This window comes from Streptomyces sp. NBC_00386, from assembly GCF_036063235.1.
Lineage (GTDB): Bacteria > Actinomycetota > Actinomycetes > Streptomycetales > Streptomycetaceae > Streptomyces.
The window spans coordinates 94,106-110,882 of the sequence record NZ_CP107950.1 but is presented as its reverse complement, the minus strand read 5'-3'; the positions used below and the strand labels follow the sequence as shown (position 1 = coordinate 110,882).

General features: G+C 68.3%; 8 protein-coding genes and 1 pseudogene. 4 read left to right on the top strand and 5 right to left on the bottom strand.

The genetic code is table 11. From position 1 onward, the window contains the following. Window positions 1–407: 407 nt before the first annotated feature. Window positions 408–626 (top strand): DUF7489 domain-containing protein, encoded by a 219-nt coding sequence (locus OG780_RS00405; protein ID WP_328443465.1) that lies wholly within the window; start codon window positions 408–410, stop codon window positions 624–626. Continuing rightward, on the top strand, window positions 616–954 hold the full coding sequence (locus OG780_RS00400; RefSeq protein ID WP_328443463.1) for a hypothetical protein: 339 nt from the start codon (window positions 616–618) through the stop codon (window positions 952–954). Before OG780_RS00405 ends, OG780_RS00400 begins: the two co-directional genes overlap by 11 nt. A 161-nt stretch (window positions 955–1,115) precedes the next feature. Here OG780_RS00400 and OG780_RS00395 read toward each other — a convergent pair. Next, a pseudogene (locus OG780_RS00395) lies at window positions 1,116–1,391 on the bottom strand (tyrosine-type recombinase/integrase); the annotation flags it as partial. Between the two features lie 126 nt (window positions 1,392–1,517). Here OG780_RS00395 and OG780_RS00390 point away from each other — a divergent pair. After that, window positions 1,518–1,874: a nucleotide pyrophosphohydrolase gene (locus tag OG780_RS00390; RefSeq protein WP_328443461.1), complete on the top strand. Its 357-nt coding sequence runs from the start codon at window positions 1,518–1,520 to the stop codon at window positions 1,872–1,874. 6 nt (window positions 1,875–1,880) lie between these two features. Further along, window positions 1,881–4,352: a P-loop NTPase fold protein gene (locus OG780_RS00385; protein ID WP_328443459.1), complete on the top strand. Its 2,472-nt coding sequence runs from the start codon at window positions 1,881–1,883 to the stop codon at window positions 4,350–4,352. Between the two features lie 346 nt (window positions 4,353–4,698). Here OG780_RS00385 and OG780_RS00380 read toward each other — a convergent pair whose 3' ends face one another. From OG780_RS00380 to OG780_RS00365, 4 genes are read right to left on the bottom strand one after another with little or no spacing between them, the layout of a single operon-like run. Further along, window positions 4,699–6,537, bottom strand: coding sequence for a DUF1998 domain-containing protein (locus tag OG780_RS00380; RefSeq protein WP_328443457.1), 1,839 nt, complete (start codon window positions 6,535–6,537; stop codon window positions 4,699–4,701). Window position 6,538: 1 nt separating this feature from the next. Further along, the gene (locus tag OG780_RS00375; protein WP_328443455.1) at window positions 6,539–9,790 is read right to left on the bottom strand and encodes a DNA helicase; all 3,252 of its coding nucleotides are present in this window, start codon (window positions 9,788–9,790) and stop codon (window positions 6,539–6,541) included. After that, window positions 9,787–11,685 carry an ATP-dependent helicase gene (locus tag OG780_RS00370; protein ID WP_328443453.1) on the bottom strand — a complete coding sequence of 633 codons (1,899 nt, stop codon included), beginning with the start codon at window positions 11,683–11,685 and terminating at the stop codon, window positions 9,787–9,789. The genes OG780_RS00375 and OG780_RS00370 overlap by 4 nt, the downstream gene beginning before the upstream one ends. An 8-nt stretch (window positions 11,686–11,693) precedes the next feature. Then, entirely contained in the window at window positions 11,694–16,400 is a 4,707-nt protein-coding gene (locus OG780_RS00365; RefSeq protein ID WP_328443451.1) for a DEAD/DEAH box helicase, read from the bottom strand. Window positions 16,401–16,777 lie beyond the last annotated feature (377 nt).

Genomic DNA, 16,777 nt, shown 5'->3' with positions numbered 1-16,777 from the left:
CTTGCCGTTGTGCCGGGCTGCGGAGCGGACTTCGCTGTGCCCGACTTCGTGGCACCGCATCCGGACAACGCTATGACTGCCGCCAAAACCACTCCGGCGGTCATGTGCACCCGCTTGATCACGTCACTCTTTCGAAGAACGGAGCCGCAGGATCGATTCCAGGACGGCCGCGCTGGTCAGCGCGTGCAGAGGCTACCAGCGGGCGGAGATCCGGAACCGGCCGCCGTGAGGTGACAACGTGATCATCACGGCCTCGGCCGAGTCCTACGGAACTGCCCGTACGGAACTGCCCATGCAGCCTGTCGTCGTTATGCTGCTCAGGACATTTGTAGGGCTCCTTGTGCGACACCCGTACTGCGGTATGTGTGCCTCTTGCCCCTGCACCACGCCTGTCGACCTTCGTAGCCTTGCGTCATGTTCACATCTCACAAACCAGGACCGGACGACGCCTGGAAGGCATCGTCGAGGACAAGTCGCGGGGCATGCTCGACGGCGCGAACATGTACCACTTCATCGAGGTGAGGCGTACGGACGGCCAGTCCATGAAGGTACGCATCGACCGCCGGCTGTGGAAGTCGATCGAGGTCGGCGATCGCATCGTCAAGGAGTCGAGTGATGAGCTTTGATCTCGCGTTCTGGTACTCAGTGGATCCGGTCGATGGTACGAGTGCGCTTGGAACTTACCGGGCGATTCTCGACGAGGTCCCTGAGGCTGCAGCGCCGAATGTGGCGGTCAGCGATTTTTTGGCTGACGTCGTAAAGGTCTTCCCGGATCTGACCGAGGAGAACATGGATGGCTCTCCTTGGATGAGTCCGCTCTATTTCAGTGACGCTTTCGTTGTGGCGAGTATTTCTTGGTCTAGGCAGCAGGTGATGGCGCGAGCTCTTGCTGCTCTGGCGCGTAAGCACGGTCTTGTTTGCTTCGACCCACAGGCGGAGTCCATCATTTCTTGACCGAGAGGTCTGGAAGCGGATAGAGGCCCCGGCGTAATGGCATTCCGCCGGGGCCTCCGTGGTGTCTGACGGCAGTAGTTGACGGCAACGTCAGCGGACAGGCGCTGTACAGAGCGGTGGGTCGTCGCCGTCCTCGGTCTCGGACGCAGGCGCGAGAAGTTACCGAGGGCATGGCCGAGGAGGTCGATGGCCTGGCACTGAAGGCGGAGGCGGAGGCGGACATGGGCATACACGGTGGCGGTGACGCCGATGTGGGCGTGGCCCAACAGTTCCTTGATGACGACGAGTTCAACGCCTTGTTCCAGGAGGAGGGTTGCCGTTGAGTGGCGGAGGTCGTGGAACCGGATCGGTCGTAGGTGGGCGTTGCGGAGCAGTGCGTTGAACTGCTTGGTGAGGGTGGCGGGTTCGATCAGGTGTCCGTCAGGTCGTGTGCAGACTTGACATCCTCTCCGCCCTAAAGGACGGAGAGGATGTCAAAGCAGCCCCAACGGACAGCACCCGCACGGCAGTTCGCCCGACGGCCTGGGCCGGCTCATGTCCGAGGCGGCTGATAGGGATGGGGCATGACGATCCGCGATCTCCAGGACACGCTGGCGCAGTTCGCCCGCGAGCGCGACTGGGACCAGTTCCACACCCCGAAGAACCTCGCCATGGCCCTCTCCGGCGAGGCCGGTGAAGTCCTGGAACTCTTCCAGTGGCTCACCCCCGAACAGTCCAACGCCCTCACCAGCCGGCCCGACGAGGCCAAGGCTCTGCGCCAGGAGCTGGCCGACGTCTTCGCCTACCTGCTGCGCCTGGCGGACGTGACCGGCATCGACCTCGAGGAGGCGCTGGCCGAGAAGATCGAGCTGAACCGACACCGCTACCCCGTCGAACTGGCCTACGGGCGCGCCGAGAAGTACACGAAGCTGGGGGAGTAGCGGATCATGCGGATCTTCATGCAGCCCGCCCGGCGTTCGGATCGCACCGTCGAGCGGCACTACCAGGACACCATCGTGCGCCCGGTCGTCTTCGACGACCACGCCGACCTCCTGGACCCCGCCACTCTGCAGGAACTGCGGCGACTCTTTCCCGGCGGCAGCGCAGCGATGTGGGGCGTGATGCCGGGCAAGAACGGCGCCAATCTTCCCGAGATCCGCAAGATGGAACCCGGAGCCTGGGTGTTCTTCAGCGGCGACAAGCGCCTGTACCTGGGCGCCACCATCGCCGCGACCTGGCGCAGCCCGCAACTCGCCGAACGGCTCTGGGGCACCGATCCCGACAGCGGCACGTGGGAGTACATGTACGCGCTGGCCGGCCTGCGCGACTTCGACACTCCCGTCGAGGAGCTGCGCGACCTGCTGGGCTGGAAGGCGAACCGCAACATCATGCGCTTCCAGGCCTTCAACTCCATCGAGGCTGACCTGCTGGAGCGGCACTTCTCCCTGGAGCCCTATGCCCCGCAGCCGTTGGTCGGGGACGGCCTTGTCGTGCAGCCGCCGGTGTTGGCGGGCGTGCACAGCGACACCGCCAGCGGCGAGGACCTCCTGAGCAACGAGGCGGACGTGGAGATGCTCGCGCAACTGGCGGCCGCCACCGTCACCGCCCCGCCCCTGGCGGTCGCGCTGCTGGGCGAATGGGGAGCCGGCAAGTCGAGCTTCATTCGTCAGATGAGCAGCCGAGTCGATCAACTCGCCACGCTCGCCGCCGAGGACCCCGCCCACAGTGCATTCACCGCTACCGTCCGCCAAGTCCACTTCAATGCCTGGCACTACAGCGACGAGCAGGTGTGGTCGGGCCTGGTCGACCATCTCTTCCGTGCCCTGGCACCCACCCCCGAACCGCAGACGCCGACCCTCTCCGCCGAAGCGACTGCCGAGGAACGCCGGCGGCGAGCCGCACACCTGGCACGGCTGGAGCACGACCAGCAGCAACTCGACACCCGGCTCACCCGCACCGCTCAGGACCGGCCGATCGGATTCTTGTCCTTCGCGGGCTCCGCTCTGGAGGGGCCCCGGCTGCTGTGCACGGCCGGCCGGCTCGTGCTGCGCGACCTCCGGTACGGCTGGCTGGTCCTGGCTGTCTGGTTGGCAGTCCTCGCGGGAACCTGCGCGGTCGGGCTGTGGCTGTCCAGCTGGCTGCCCCTGCTCCTCGGCGCCGTCGCCGGTATTGCCACCCCGGTGCTGGCCCTGCTGCGGGCCCTGAGGGCCTCGCACACGCAGCACACGTCCCTCACCGGCAGACTTCGCGTCCTGCTGGAGAAGCACCAGCGCGCCCTGGCCGAGAATGTCAGCGCGGCGCGTGCCCGGCTGGCCGAGGCGGATGCCGCCGTCCGGCTGGCCGACTTCCTCACCGAACGCAGTGCTCCCGAGACCTACCAGCACTACCGGGGACTGCTGGGCACGGTCCACCACGACCTGGTCCAGCTCGACGAGCGACTGCGCGAGGCCCGCGCCGAATGGGCCGGCGCCCACTCCCGGCAGCCGCCGCCCCTGGAACGCATCGTCCTCTACATCGACGACCTCGACCGGTGCCCGCCCGCACGCGTGGTGGAAGTGCTGGCCGCCGTGCACCTGATGCTCGCGCTGCCGCTGTTCGTCGTGGTCGTGGCGGTCGACCCGCGCTGGCTTCTCACATCCCTCGAGCACCACTACCGGGATCTGTTCGCCTCGCACGACAGCACGCCCGGCTGGGCCGACGCACAGGACAGCGCCACCCCGCTCGACTACCTGGACAAGATCTTCCAGATCCCCTTCGCGGTCCCGCCGACCACCCAGGAGAAGGCCGCACGCCTTATCCGCGCTCTGCTGACCACCCCCGACGCTCCCGGCCCCGAAGGCTCGGTGCAGCCCGCGGACTCCGGGGGCCTGCCGGATGAGGAAGAGCCAGAAGGACCGGCACCGTCGACTGCCTCTGCCTCTGCACCCGAACCGGAGCCGACCGTCGATCTGACGCCAGGCCCGGACCCCACCCCCGTCCAACTGCAGCTCAAGGAGGCGGAGATCGCGTTCTTGTCCCAGATGGGTGGCCTGACTCGCACCCCCAGGGCGGCCAAGAAGCTGGTCAACCTCTACCGGCTGGCACGCATCGGGGTCGATCCGGGGGACCTGGCAGCCTTCGTGGGAACGGAAGCGACCCCAGGAGAGCACCAGGCTGTGCAGATTCTGCTGGCCCTGCTCGTGGGCAGCCCGGACCAGGCCGCCACCGTCTTCCGGCACATCCTGGAGGCACCCTCCACCAGCAAGATCACCGAAGCGTTGCGCGATCTTTCCGCCGATGTTCCTGCAGGAGCCCAAGCGGCCGACCTGATCGAGCAGATGACCACCAGCCGGCCCGTGATCATGGATACCGCCGTGTACCAGCAGTGGTGCCCCAAACTGGCTCGCTTCTCCTTCTACACGCGCAACCTCACCGGCTGACCCGGCAGCCGCGCCCCAGCCCCGGGACGCTCGGCGACCTGCAGTCGTCCTCGGTGGCTGGGCCAGGCGCAGCATGCTCGCAGACGTGCTCGAGGGCCCCGGGGCCACAAGTTCGGCCCGGTCACGTTCGGTCCATGCGTATCCGATCGACACGTCCGCGCTCTGCTGGGCACCGGAATCCGTCTGGAGCGTGGCGTTCGAGTGAGGCCCGCGAAGATCGAGTCGGGCCATGGCGAGCCTGGCCAGTCCCACCGGTCCGACGTCGCGTTCGCCGACGCCATGACCGATGGGACATCGCGTACCCCGCAGGCAGTGTCCGTCCGGGAGCACACCGTGTTGGGACAGCTCAAGCGAAATAGCCGGGGAAGTTTCTGGAAGGTGTTCCGACGAGGTGCGCACGATCGAGGAATGTGTTGTTCATTTCGCAGCTTGTCTCGGGCAGCAGGAGGCATGCGTGGCAGGCGGCCATGTTGAGTCCACCGACACCGTTGGCGTCGGCCTCCATGCACAGAGGGTCGCAGGAGCACCAGGTGGCACGTTCCACGGCGAACGACAGGCTCCTCGACAGCTCCGTGACCTCTCCTCGCGCGACGATGCCGCCCAGGCTTCCTGCGGAGTCGCTGGTCGCGGTGTAGAGGAGGACCCCGCACATGTCGTCGTCGACGTAGAGCCGTTCCCGCAGGGACGCCGCGGGGTAGCCGCAGTCCAGGCTCCATTCGTTGATCAGTGCGTGCGCCAGGGTGTGCAGGAGGACGAAGCGTGACGTCAGCGGCGAGCGCGGATTCTCCCACTCCTGTTCCCGGAGCAGGTCCGCGTGCGCGGCTCGCATGCGGTCGGTCCGGTTGGAGTCGATACCGCGCACCGCCGACTCCCACCGGCGGAGTCGCTCCTGGTTCAGGGTGAGGAAGACTCCCTCGCCGACGACGTCGACGGCCGGGAGCCAGCCGAGGTCCGTGTTCCGGCTCAGGCGACCGATGCGATCACGATCGGCCTTCGAGCCTTGCGGAGGGCGGATGCGGGTGAAGCCGGTGAGGACCCGAACCTCGCGGAGACGTTTGACCAACATCACCCGGTCGACGCCCGGGACATCGGATCGCTGCGCGTCCTTCGGTGGCTCGCACACGAAGTGCTTGTTCTCGGGGGTGTCCTCGGTGACCTTGGAAAGCTGCTCGTACTCCTCCCGCCGGAGGGGCTCGCCGGCGGCGAACCGGATCTCGTCCTCGTCGTCCTCCGTGGGCTCGGGATGGACTGCGTTCTCCAGGGTGCGGACGGTGCGCAGTACCTGGGAGGCGGAGTAGCCGCCGGGTGTCAGCCAGCCTTCGTCCTGTGCGAACTCCGCGATGCGCTCGTCGCTCTTGCCGACGAGGTGTCTGCGGTGCGCCTCGACGAGTTCCATCAGTTCCGTGTGCCACGGCGGGATCGACAGGGCGGAGCGCAGGTCGGCGAACCAGGCTGCCGAGGAACCGCGTTGGAGGGTCTGCAAGGGACGCTTGCATCCGCGCTCCGTGGCGCCGCGGCCCAGCCACGGGCGGGTGCCTTGGCACATTAGGCCCAGGCGGCGCAGAGCCGCCTTGCCGAAGGCACCCTCCATCGAGGCCTTCTCCCCGCAGCTGCAGCTGATGACGATGCTGCGGAGACTGGCGGTGCGACCGTCGGTCTCCAACGTCAGCTCACTGGCGGCCTGCGAGCACGTACGGGGGTGGGCGTCCTTGTGTTCCGGGTCGGCGTGGACCCAGGCCTCGTAGGGGAACTCGTCGAGATGCCCGTCCTCGCAGGCCACCATGAAGCGAGACGGCGTCAGCAGGGCCGCGCAGTGCGCGCAACGGTTGTCGCCCTCTGCCGCGCTCAGGTCGCGGAACGCCTTGAGCGCCTTGCATTGGGGGCACGCGTAGGTGTCGGGGAAACGACGCACGCGCACGCCACGCCCGGTGGCGACGCGCGCCGCGGGCGGCCTTCTGAATCCGTTGACGTGCAGCATCGGTTCCAGGCGCTGGTCTCGCAGGTCGGGTTCGCCCGTGACGTCCCAGGTGTCCAGGCCGCTGACGATGTAGGACTGGTCGGCCACGGCGAGCAGGCCACCCACGCCGTACGTCGTGATCTGTTGGGCCCGCCGGACAGAGCCCACGGAGGGGCGCTTGCGCTCGTCGTCGGGGGGAGTGGTGCCGGGGGTGCTTCTGCGAGGCATGTCAGCTCTCCAGGTACAGGTGGGACTCGACATCGACGTCGCGCAGGCTCCACAGGGTGGGACGGGCCTTGGTGAGGTCGTGGTCCTCGTGGGTGCGCAGCAGGGCGAGGTCCGGCCGGCGGCGGGGGTTGGCCTTGAACGTGAAGGCGGCCTCGTACTCCAGCTTTTCGTTGGTCTCCACGAGTTGACGCCACTGGTCGACGAAGACGCGGATCTCCGCATCCGCGTGGTCGGCCTCGGCAGGCGAGACGCGGCGGATGCGCTTGACCAACTGCTCTCGGGTCGAGTCCAGTTGGGAGGCGAATTCGTTCACATCTTTGGCGTCCGTGTTGTCCCGGATCTTCGGATGCAGGAGGCGGGCGAGTCCGAGGAAGGCGGCATGCAGGGCCTTGTCGCGGGCGCGGGCGGCGAACGGCGTCACGCTGGTCGACTCGACCTGCCGGTAGAGGGCCGAGTGGTAGCTGACGAAGTTCTCGTAGTGGGAGAGGTCCCTGGATCGTGCCGCGTTGAACAGGGTGACGACGAGACCGGGGTGGGCACGACCGACACGACTGGTGGCCTGGATGTACTCGGCCGTGGTCTGCGGCTGCCCCGTCACGGCCATCAGGCCCAGGCGGTCGAAGTCGACACCGACGGAGATGATGTTGGTCGCCAGCGGCACGTCCAACGCCGACCCGGTTCGCAGGGATCGCCCCAGGGCGCCGAGCAGTGTGGGAAGGTCGCTGGAGGGAACGCGGCTGGTGATCTCGGTCGGCAGGACCTCCCGGGGCTCCACCCCGTCACGTGCGGCGAGCGTCCGCAGCCGTTCGTTGACGTCGGCGTTGACCTGCAGCTCGGCGGCGCCGAGCAGGCGCAGGCTGTTGAAGTACCCCACCAGCGTCCAGTAGGCGTCTCGTACCTCCTCGTCCGGGCACGGCAGGTGCCGGGCGTTGTGGAGCAGGGATGCGTAGGCGCGGATGAGGAGGGTCGCCTGGGAGAGCCCGGGCGCGAGAAGGCCGACGTAGAGGCGTGAGGGCCTGCTCGCCGCGGGTGCCTGGACGGCGAACCACGAATCGCGGGCGTCCAGGCCGGACGGCGGGAACTGCGCCACGCCTCTGCCGAAAAGGGCCTGTCCTTGTTCCTGGGCGCGGCGGATCGTCGCGGTGGAGGCGATGATCTTCGGTTGGGCGCACGCGATGTCCACGGCCGCCTCGTAGAGACCGGCAAGGGTTCCCAGCGGGCCGGAGATCAGGTGCAGTTCGTCCTGGATGACGAGCTCGGGCGGGGGAGTCTTCAGCCAGAGCCGGTCCTCGTCCCGGTTGAAGAGGGCCGCGACATCCTCGCGCCAGGCGATGCGGGCGAACTTGTCGGCAGTGGCGATCACGAGCGTGGGCCGCACCCGGTAGAGCTCCGTGTCCACGACGTGCACCGGCAGCCCGGCGGAGAAGTCGCATGCCCGATCGTCGCACTGGATGACCATGCGCTTTGCGGCCAGGTCGACCCTATGGTTGCGGACCAGCAAAGGAGTGCCGCACCAGGGGCAGTTCTTGAGCTGGACGGGGTTCTCCTCCTGGAGCTTCCCGCCTCCCGCCAGCTTCTTCAGCGCCTTGTCGGCGTTCTTGAGCCTGTTGGGCGTTGCGGCCTTGCCCACCCACATGCCGATGGAGATCTGCTCCTGCCCCAGCCGCTCGGGTTGCTGGGCCCGCACGCGCTCCATCGCGCAGATCAGCAGGGCCGCACGTTCGAACTGCTGCAGGGTCAGCAGACGCAGGGTGTAGCGCATGAGCACACTCACCCCTGCCCCGGCCGCGCCGTGGCGCAGACGGCGATGGAAGACCGTGAAGGCGATCAACCCGAGGTAGGCCTCCGTCTTGCCACCACCGGTGGGGAACCACAGCAGGTCGGCGACGTCCCGGTCGGGGTGGGCCGCGTCCACGGTGCCGTTCAGGCACAGCAGCACGAACCCGAGCTGGAACGGCCTCCACGCGCCTTCGGGCGAGGGCACACCGGCCCGCTCCCGTTTGATCCACTGGCCCCTGCCGCGCTGCACCGCCATGACACGGTTGGCCAGCCGAAACGCCTCCAACGCATCGGTATCGCGTTCCAGGAGGTCGACTCCCGCGCTCATGCGCCGCTGTGCGGTGCGGCAGTGCTCCAGCTGCTCCTCCGCAAGGCGCAGGTAGGCGGGATCGCCGTAGATCCCCTCGCGCAGAAGGTCCGCGTCCGCGCTCCGCTCCTCGATCCACTCCCCGTACAGGGCGACGAAGCTGCGAAGAGAACCGATCAACTCGTGCTTCGGTGCCTCGGCGAGGTGCTGCATCCCCAGCAGTTCCACGGGGACGGAGGAGTTCGAGTCGGACAGAAGGACCTCGCTCACGGGGACGTGCTCCGTCCACACGCAGGCCACTCCCGCGGGCGCGGTGTGCCGCTCGGGCCGATCGACCGGTGAGGGGGACCAGGACCAGTCCGCGGCACAGCCGTGACCGACGGCGAAGGTCGGTGCATGACGATGCAGGAGCAGCGAGAGCCGGCTCTCGTCGTCGAGATCGCGGACCGCGGGCCGCTCGACGAGAGCCGGGACCCCGTCCGGGACCGTGATCCGCAGCCCCACCTGGAAGAAGCACCAGGGGTCCTTGATCTCCTGCTGCTCCACGGTGTGGGTGTTCATCAAGGTGGCGGTCACGGAGATCGTGCCGTGGGGTCCGCGAGGGGGACGGACCCGCAGATGCAGGAACAGGCCCTTGGCGAGTTCCACAGCCTTGCCGGGCGGGTCCAAGACATCCACCGGCGTGACGGTGAGCTGCAGGGGACGGCGGCGCCAGCGCACGTCGGGCTGCCGGGTGCTGCGCTGTTCGGCTCGCTCGGGCACGGCCGGTTCGCCCGCGGCGTCCACCGGGTCGTACACGGCGGCGAACGCGTGCACCAGGACGTGAGGGCTGCGCGCGGGGTCGACGGCGAAGGTGAGACCGGTCGCCGAGGGGCGGGCGACCCTTGCGAGCACGATGCCCCCGTCGGGGGTCTCGTCCACCGTCACGGTGGAGTCGGCGTCGTCGAGGTCCTGCACCGCGGCGTCCGGATCCGGTTCGGGGTGCTCCTGCTGCGCCGGGTCCACGACACGGGGAAACAGAACCCCCGTGGAGTAGGTGGTGACGGGCCAGTCGTCGAGGATCTCGACGTCCTGTTGGTGCTCGCCGTGGGGGCCCAGCAGGTCCGACTTCAGTTGCTGGGTCAACTGACCACGCAGCCGGTAGTGCTGCGTGTGATCGTCCGTCATGCGTCGTCGTCCTTGCGGTCGTAGTGGAACCGGCCGATTCCCATCGGCCGCGGCGCGAGCCAGAGCCCGCAGGGGCCCAGACCGGCGCGGACGGCCGCCGCGTCCTCGCCGGCGACGGTCTCGACGAGGTCGATCCGCGTTCCGGTGATGCGGCCGGGCCAGGCCGTCGGCCGATGCGCGGGCCATTGCTGCATGAAGCGGTAGAGGTCGCGGCGAAAGGCTTCGGAGGCGACAGCGACGATCTGCTCGTCGTGCACAAGGGCGTAACCGGGCGCCGTTCGGTTCTCGTGGGCAGCGGGCACGTCGTCCAGCCGCGTCCAGACCACCTCGTCACCAGGAAGGACCTCGGCCGCCAGGTACTCCTGAATCCGCCGCGGGTCGCAGGCGAGCTGTTCGAGTCCTGCGGGATGGCCACGATGGACGTCCCCACCCAGCAACGAGAGCCCCAATCGCCGGCTCGGCTTGTAGCCGTAGCGTCCCCATCGCTGCGTGCCCTTGACCTTGCGTACCAGCCGGAAACCGCGACGACGGGCGAGGTGCTCCTCGGGCGGCTGCAGGCGATACAGCTCGTGGCGGGCACGGGTCATCGCGACGTAGAGGGCCCGGGCGGCGTCGCAGCGGTCGGCGTCCACCCGCTCGTGCTCGTCCTCCAACGGGCCCGGGTCGACGACGAGCACCCGATCGAACTCCAGCCCCTTGGCCCGATGGAACGTGGAGACGACCAGCCCGCCCTCGCGCGGTGCCACCAGGGCGTCCGGCAGATTCCCGCGGGCGACGGCTTCACGCAGCCGCCCCGGCTCCACGACCCGCCCGTTGCGGTCGCCCGCCGCCCGCAGGAGCAGCTGCCACGCGCTGCGGCCCTGGTCGGGATCGGGCGCGTGCGCCAGAGACTGCCACGCTTCGACGAACCGGTCCTGAGAGATCGAAACGGTATCGGGCAGGTGGGACACGACCTGGGCCACCCACCCGGGCACGGCATGATCCTCTGCACCTCTGCGGACACGGTGATCGATGCCCAGATCCGCCAACCATCGCGAGATCAGCAGCGCGTCGCCGTTGGTGGCGCACAGGACGCCGGTGCTGACCTCTGCCTCGCACAGCGAGGCGCGCAGGTAGGGAACCTGCAGGTCGCCGAAGTCCAGCCTCGAGGCCAACTCCGTGCGCAGCTGCTCGTGCACCGCGTCGGCCTGCGCACGCGTGGAGCAGGTACGCACCGCGGCCTCGTAGGGGCGGGCACAGGCGGCCTCGTCGGAAGCGGCTCGGAAATTCTCCTCGAGAGTGCATTCCACGAGTTCGCCCGCGAACCGCCCGCGCAGCCAGGAGAAGAACCTGCCCGTCTCGCCCGCCCGTTCCTCGGGATCCTTGACCTGGAATCCGTAGATGGCCTGGGCGGGGTCGCCGACCACGGTGAATCCGCACTCGTAGGCCTCCAGGAAGGCCTGCACGAGTCGTCGTCGATCACCGACCAGGTCCTGGACCTCGTCGACGACGACGTGCCGGACCGTGTCGAGCGACTGCGGTGCGCGGCTCTCGTCCTCGACGAGTTCGATGGCTGCATGGATGCGGTCGTCGAAGGAGCGGGCGTGCCAGTTCTCGTCGTGCGCGGCCTCACGCAGCAGACTCAGAGCCCAGGCGTCGAACGTCGACACGCGCACGTGCCGGGACCTGCCGCCCAACAGGTGCAGGCGATCGCGGACCTCGGCCGAGGCGGCGCGCGAGAAGGTCAGCACGAGGAGGTCCCCACCCGCGAGACCTTCCGAGACCAGGTGCTCGATCCGCCTGACCAGCGTGAAGGTCTTGCCGGTTCCGGCGCCCGCGGTGACCAGCGCCTTGCAGTGCGCAGGCTCCTGGACGACGTGACGCTGAGCGTCGGTGAGTTCCACCCTGTCGGTCATGGATCCGGTCACCGGTCCGCCCTACGCCACAGGTGCTCCATGCGGGTGTAGGCAAGTCCACGACCGAAGTTCTCGATGTTGTCGGCCACGTTGAGGATCCGGCAGGACTCCTTGCCCCCGTTGAGCTCGCCGCGCAGCCCCCGGCCGATCATCTGGATGTAGGTGTTGGGGCTGAACGTGGGGCGGGCGACCACGACGGCCCGCACGGCAGGGGCGTCGAACCCCTGCGTCAGCACCCGGTAGTTGGTCAGGACCCTGATCCTCTTGTCCTTGAACGCGGCGATGCGGCGCCGCCTGATGCTCGGCGGCGTCCCCCCGTCGATCGAGGCCGCCGTGATGCCGCGATCCTGCAGCAGTGCGGCAAGAACCTGGGCGTGCTCCACCGAGGTGGCGAAGACCAGGATCGGCCAGTCGGGGGGCAGTTCCCCGATCCTGTCGACGATGCGCCGGGTGCGTTCGACGTCCTGGGCGAGGCGGGTGACGACCTCGGCCGGCAGCGTCATCGCGTTCGTGCTGCGCGTCTCGGCCACCTGCTGGGCCGTCAGCGTGTAGGAGCCGCCGAGGAGTTCCTCGTGCTCGACCTTGGCCAGGACCTTCAAGGCTTGCAGGTGTCCGTAGGCGTCGTCGTTGTCGAACACCCCGTAGTCCAGGCGCTTGCGGCCGAAACGGGAGACCAGCGTCCGTGTCTCGTCGTCGTTGTCCCCGCGAAAGGCGGTGGCCGTCAGACCGATCAGGTGGCGCGAGGTCCGGTACTGGTCGATGCCCAGGGCGTCCAGGATCCGTGTGTAGGTCTTCGGCACGGCGAAGTGAGCCTCGTCGACGATGACGAGGGCGCACTCACGCAGCCAGGCGTAGTCCTCCTTGGGGAGCCGCTTGACGGCCGTGTCGTCGATGGCGACGACCACCTGCGGCCCGTCGACGACGGGAACGGCGTCCGGGATGCCGCCCCACAGACGGGTGATGCGCAGCGGCTGGTCCGTTCCCACGGTCTGCCAGACGTAGGCCCAGGTCTCGATGGCCTGCTCGGCCAGCTCCTGGCTCTGGGAGATCCACAGGATCGGGCCGTCGAGCAGGCCCTCGCGCAGCGCGCGGACACCGGCCTCGGCGGCGATCCGGGTCTTGCCCGACCCGGTGGGGATCTGCAGCATGGCCCGCTTCTCCTCGCCCTGGGCGAGGTGCTCGTACATGCGCTGCACGAGCGCTTCCTGGTACGGGTGCAGCTTCAGCGGCTTGCGCGGGCCCGGGACCGTCTCGTACGGCTCGGGGCTGCTGGGGGTCTGCGGGTCGCCGGCCCACGCCTGCGGGAAGCCGTAGGTGCGCACGAAACGTTGTGCCGCCGAACCGCTCCTCCAGATCCGCGGCACATCGAAGCCCACGTCGGCGAGCGCAGGTGCCAGGAAACGCAGGATGTCATCCCCGTGAGCGGCGATCAGCAGCTCGGCCGCTCGCAGACCGTCGACCGGAATCCCGCGCAGTTGCGCGTCCGCCGACGCCAGTCCTGGCGGCAGCTCGGCCGTCAGCCGGTCCTCGCCGATGGCCAGCAACAGCTTTCTGATCGGATCGGTCTCCTGGCGGACCATCACCAACTTCTTGTCGTCCCGGTCCCGCGCCTGCTGGCGCAGGAGATCCCGACACCCCTCGGCTCCCAACCGCAGTCCCAGGAGGCGATCGACGGCCCCCAGGGTCGACTCGTCGTCACGCTCGCCGCACAGCAGCACCGTGTATCCGTCGAGCGTCTCGGTCAGCGCGTGCTCCCGTCTGCCCTCGGGGCCACGGACGATCCTGACCAGCTCGGAGCAGTGCGCCAGTTTCCAGGCCGTTCCTCGAGGAAGCACCTGACGCAGCCGAGGAAAGGCGTCCGTCAGGGACACCGGTTCGGTGAGCGGCACCCAGTGGATCTCCTCCACCAGAAGATCGGACGGGTTGCGGAAACGGAACCGGTCGATGAGAAGTTGGGCGTCGGCCTCGCCGGGGACGAGGAGCGCCGGTACACGCTCACGCAGCAGCACCTCGAACTGGTCCTGCTCGAAGGTGACGGCGATGCTCTCGCGCGGCTTCGATGCCCAGTCCTCGCCCACCTTGCACCGGAACAGGCGTGTCTCGTCCCCGAGGTTGTCCAAGGGGCCCGAACCCGCGAGAAACGCGTAGGCGCTTCCGACGAATCCGATGTCGGTGCCCGCATCCGCGCGCAGAGCCAGTTCGCTCCACAAGGCGGCGGGCACGTTCTGGACCGTGGAGGGCAGCCGCAGCGCACGTGCGTGGGCGACGGCGACCTCGGCGACGGGCAGAAGCGTGGCGTCCACGTCCAGCTCGGGACTCACCGCGGCATTCGGCCGCCTCACGCCCAACGAGGTGGCCAGCATGCCCTGCTCGCGGAGCATCCAGATCAGAGGCGACTCGACGCGCAGTTCGCCGCCCTGACCGGTGGTTCGCGAGCATCGCCAATCGGGCACGAGCCCGGGGTCGGGCAGCTCGCGCACGAAGGCGGCCTTGCCTTCCGCGGACAGCTCCGTCAGGAGGTGCAGGGGACCGGCGGGGTCTTGACCCATCAGGCTCACGGAGGACGGCCGAGGACGGGAACCGTGGGGCGGAAGAGCAGCGCAGAACTGGTTGTACATGACCGCGCTGTAGTCGTCGAACCAGGAATCCGAGCGAGGGTTCATCCGGGGTACCGGACGATCCACCGCGCCGAGCGCCTCGAGCACGTCCGTGTCGGGCGCGTGGAAGGCCGGGTCGATCAGAACCGCGGCATCGCGCATTCCGTCCTCGGGCACGACGGGTCCCGGCAGGATGCAGTCGCGCACGAAGCGGAACTGGCCGGCGGCGGTGCGCACCTTGAGCACCCCCTGCGGTGCCGGGTGGCGCTTCTTGACGACCTCGACCACCTCGTCGCGCTCGACGGCGCGTGTCAGCGTCCAGAAGTCCTCCCAGTCGTTGTTCCGGTACCGGTCGAAGCCCGCTGTGACGGCAGCCCGCAGACGTCCGGCCGCGTTGGCCTCCTCCACCCCCAGGATCCGCAACGCGTTGACCGTCTCGGGGTCCTGCCCGACGGCGTCGTGCAGGTACTGCGTCGTCTCGTGGGCGAGCCGCACGTCGTCGTGCCGACGAAACACCGTGCCCTCGGACGGGGAACGAAAGACGCCGCCCTCGGTGAGCAGGATCTTCGCGCTTCGCGCCTCGGTCGCCTGAGCCGCATTGCCGGTCTTGACGATGGAGGCCGCCAGCGTCAGCGCGCACCTGACGCCTTCCACACTGCGATCCGAGACCAGTGCCTCCAGCCAGTTGCGCAGCGGGGACGCGACGACGCCGCCCTGGTCGAGGATGTCCCTGGCCCTCGATCGTCGGTCGCGCCCCTCCACACTGTGATGGCACCAGTTCTTGGGACGCCCCGGGTGGGATGCCCATCGTTCGAGCCATGCCGGCGCGAGATTCTCCGGATGCAGCCGCAGCTTTTCCGGGAGCCGCAGAATCCCGTCCTGGTCCGGCAGGGAGGGGCGACGGGCGGCCGCCCGCAGCACCTTTTGGCTGAGCATCTCGTCGCCCCACTGGGAGGCTTCACGACCACGCGCCGTGAGCAGGGTCAAGAAGGCCCCCGGGTCCTTCTCCTCGTACAGATCGGGGATCGAGTCGACCACGAGCTGCGCGGCCCTGGTCACCAACTCCTCGTTGAAATCGCTCTTGGTCAGATTCTGGCGATCCTCGGGGGTCTTCCACGGCGCGTTGAGAAGGCCGGTCAAAGTCGTGTCGTAGTTGGTCGGGAAGTAGGCCCAGAACGTCCCGCGCTTCGCGCGCTGCGGGACACCCTTGTCGGGGACCGCCCACGAGATGGTGACGACAGGCCGATCGTGCAGCTCTCCCGCCGTCCGTGCGGCGCTCGCACTGGGTTCGTGGTCGATGCTGAAGACGAACCAGCGCTCGTTGCTGCGTGGAGCACCGTCGCGCTGCTCCACGACACGGTGCTCCACCCCCTGCGTCTCCTGTGTGATCTCCCGGCACACCTCGTGGCCGCCGCGAGCGTCCTCCAGGACCAGGCGGTCCACGTGGGGCGAGAAAAGCATGAAATGCGCGGGGAAGTTGACGATGTCCCGCCCCAACCGGTCCGCGGCCCCCTCGTGCAGCGGAAGCACCACCGTCGTCGACGCCCACGTCATCAGCTCGTCGAGCCGCTCGTCACGCCGACGCTCCGCATCCAGGTCCAGCGGCTGCGCCATTCGCAGCACCGGGGTGGGATCCAGCCCGGAGAGGTCGGGGACCGTCTCCCGGATGACACGGGCCGACCAGTCCTTGTCGAAGCCGAACGAGCCGGACGCACTGTAGAAGCGAGGGGTGTCCGACACGCTCAGCACCGACTTGACGCCGACCCCGAAGCGTCCGATCTTCCCGGTCCGCTTCCGCGACACGGCCATGCGCAGGATCGTGTCGGCGCCGCCCGGGGTCATCGGTGTGCCGGTGTTGGCGCAGTACAGGTGTGTGGCGGTGAGAAGGACATGGATCGTGCCCACGACGCCGGGCTGGCGCTCCATGTTCTCGTCCGCGCCGTTCTGGACGAGCTCGTAGATCTGGCGTTCGCCGTAGCCGCCCTGGGTGATGCGCCGCTCGTTGTTCGCGTGCTCCAGGACGTGGCCGGGATCGGCCCGGTAGACGTTGAGAACCCGTTGCGACAGTTCCTCGACGACCTTGACGACGCCGTCCGCCTCGGGCTCGAAATCAGACATGAAAGAAAATACCCCGATCGCATGGGAAAGACAGCCTTCGATGCCGGACGTGATAACCCGTCGGAAGGCTCGACTCGAAAGGCGTTCCCTATCGCTGACACGGCGACAGAAAAGCGCAGCGCGGCTCTATGTGTGCGACGGCCCCCCCGGGCTTACGGAACCGGCCGTGAAGTGGCTGGTTTCCCATCGGAGCACACCCTAACCATGCGATTCGATCCGAGCAAGGACCCTTGACAACGGTCATCGACGTCAGACGGGACCTTTGGAAGGGGTTCAATCGACCCTGATGGGCGGCCTTGTGACGGACAGTCAGTATTGGCCCGCAGTTGAGTACTATTTCCCGTTGATGGAGAACTCGGGCGATGTGCGGATATCGC

Bases quoted from the DNA above. Each gene is read 5' to 3' on its own strand.
- OG780_RS00365 (WP_328443451.1), bottom strand. From the start codon at position 16,400: ATGTCTGATTTCGAGCCCGAGGCGGACGGCGTCGTCAAGGTCGTCGAG.
- OG780_RS00370 (WP_328443453.1), bottom strand. From the start codon at position 11,685: ATGACCGACAGGGTGGAACTCACCGACGCTCAGCGTCACGTCGTCCAG.
- OG780_RS00380 (WP_328443457.1), bottom strand. From the start codon at position 6,537: ATGCCTCGCAGAAGCACCCCCGGCACCACTCCCCCCGACGACGAGCGC.
- OG780_RS00385 (WP_328443459.1), top strand. From the start codon at position 1,881: ATGCGGATCTTCATGCAGCCCGCCCGGCGTTCGGATCGCACCGTCGAG.
- OG780_RS00390 (WP_328443461.1), top strand. From the start codon at position 1,518: ATGACGATCCGCGATCTCCAGGACACGCTGGCGCAGTTCGCCCGCGAG.
- OG780_RS00400 (WP_328443463.1), top strand. From the start codon at position 616: ATGAGCTTTGATCTCGCGTTCTGGTACTCAGTGGATCCGGTCGATGGT.
- OG780_RS00375 (WP_328443455.1), bottom strand. From the start codon at position 9,790: ATGACGGACGATCACACGCAGCACTACCGGCTGCGTGGTCAGTTGACC.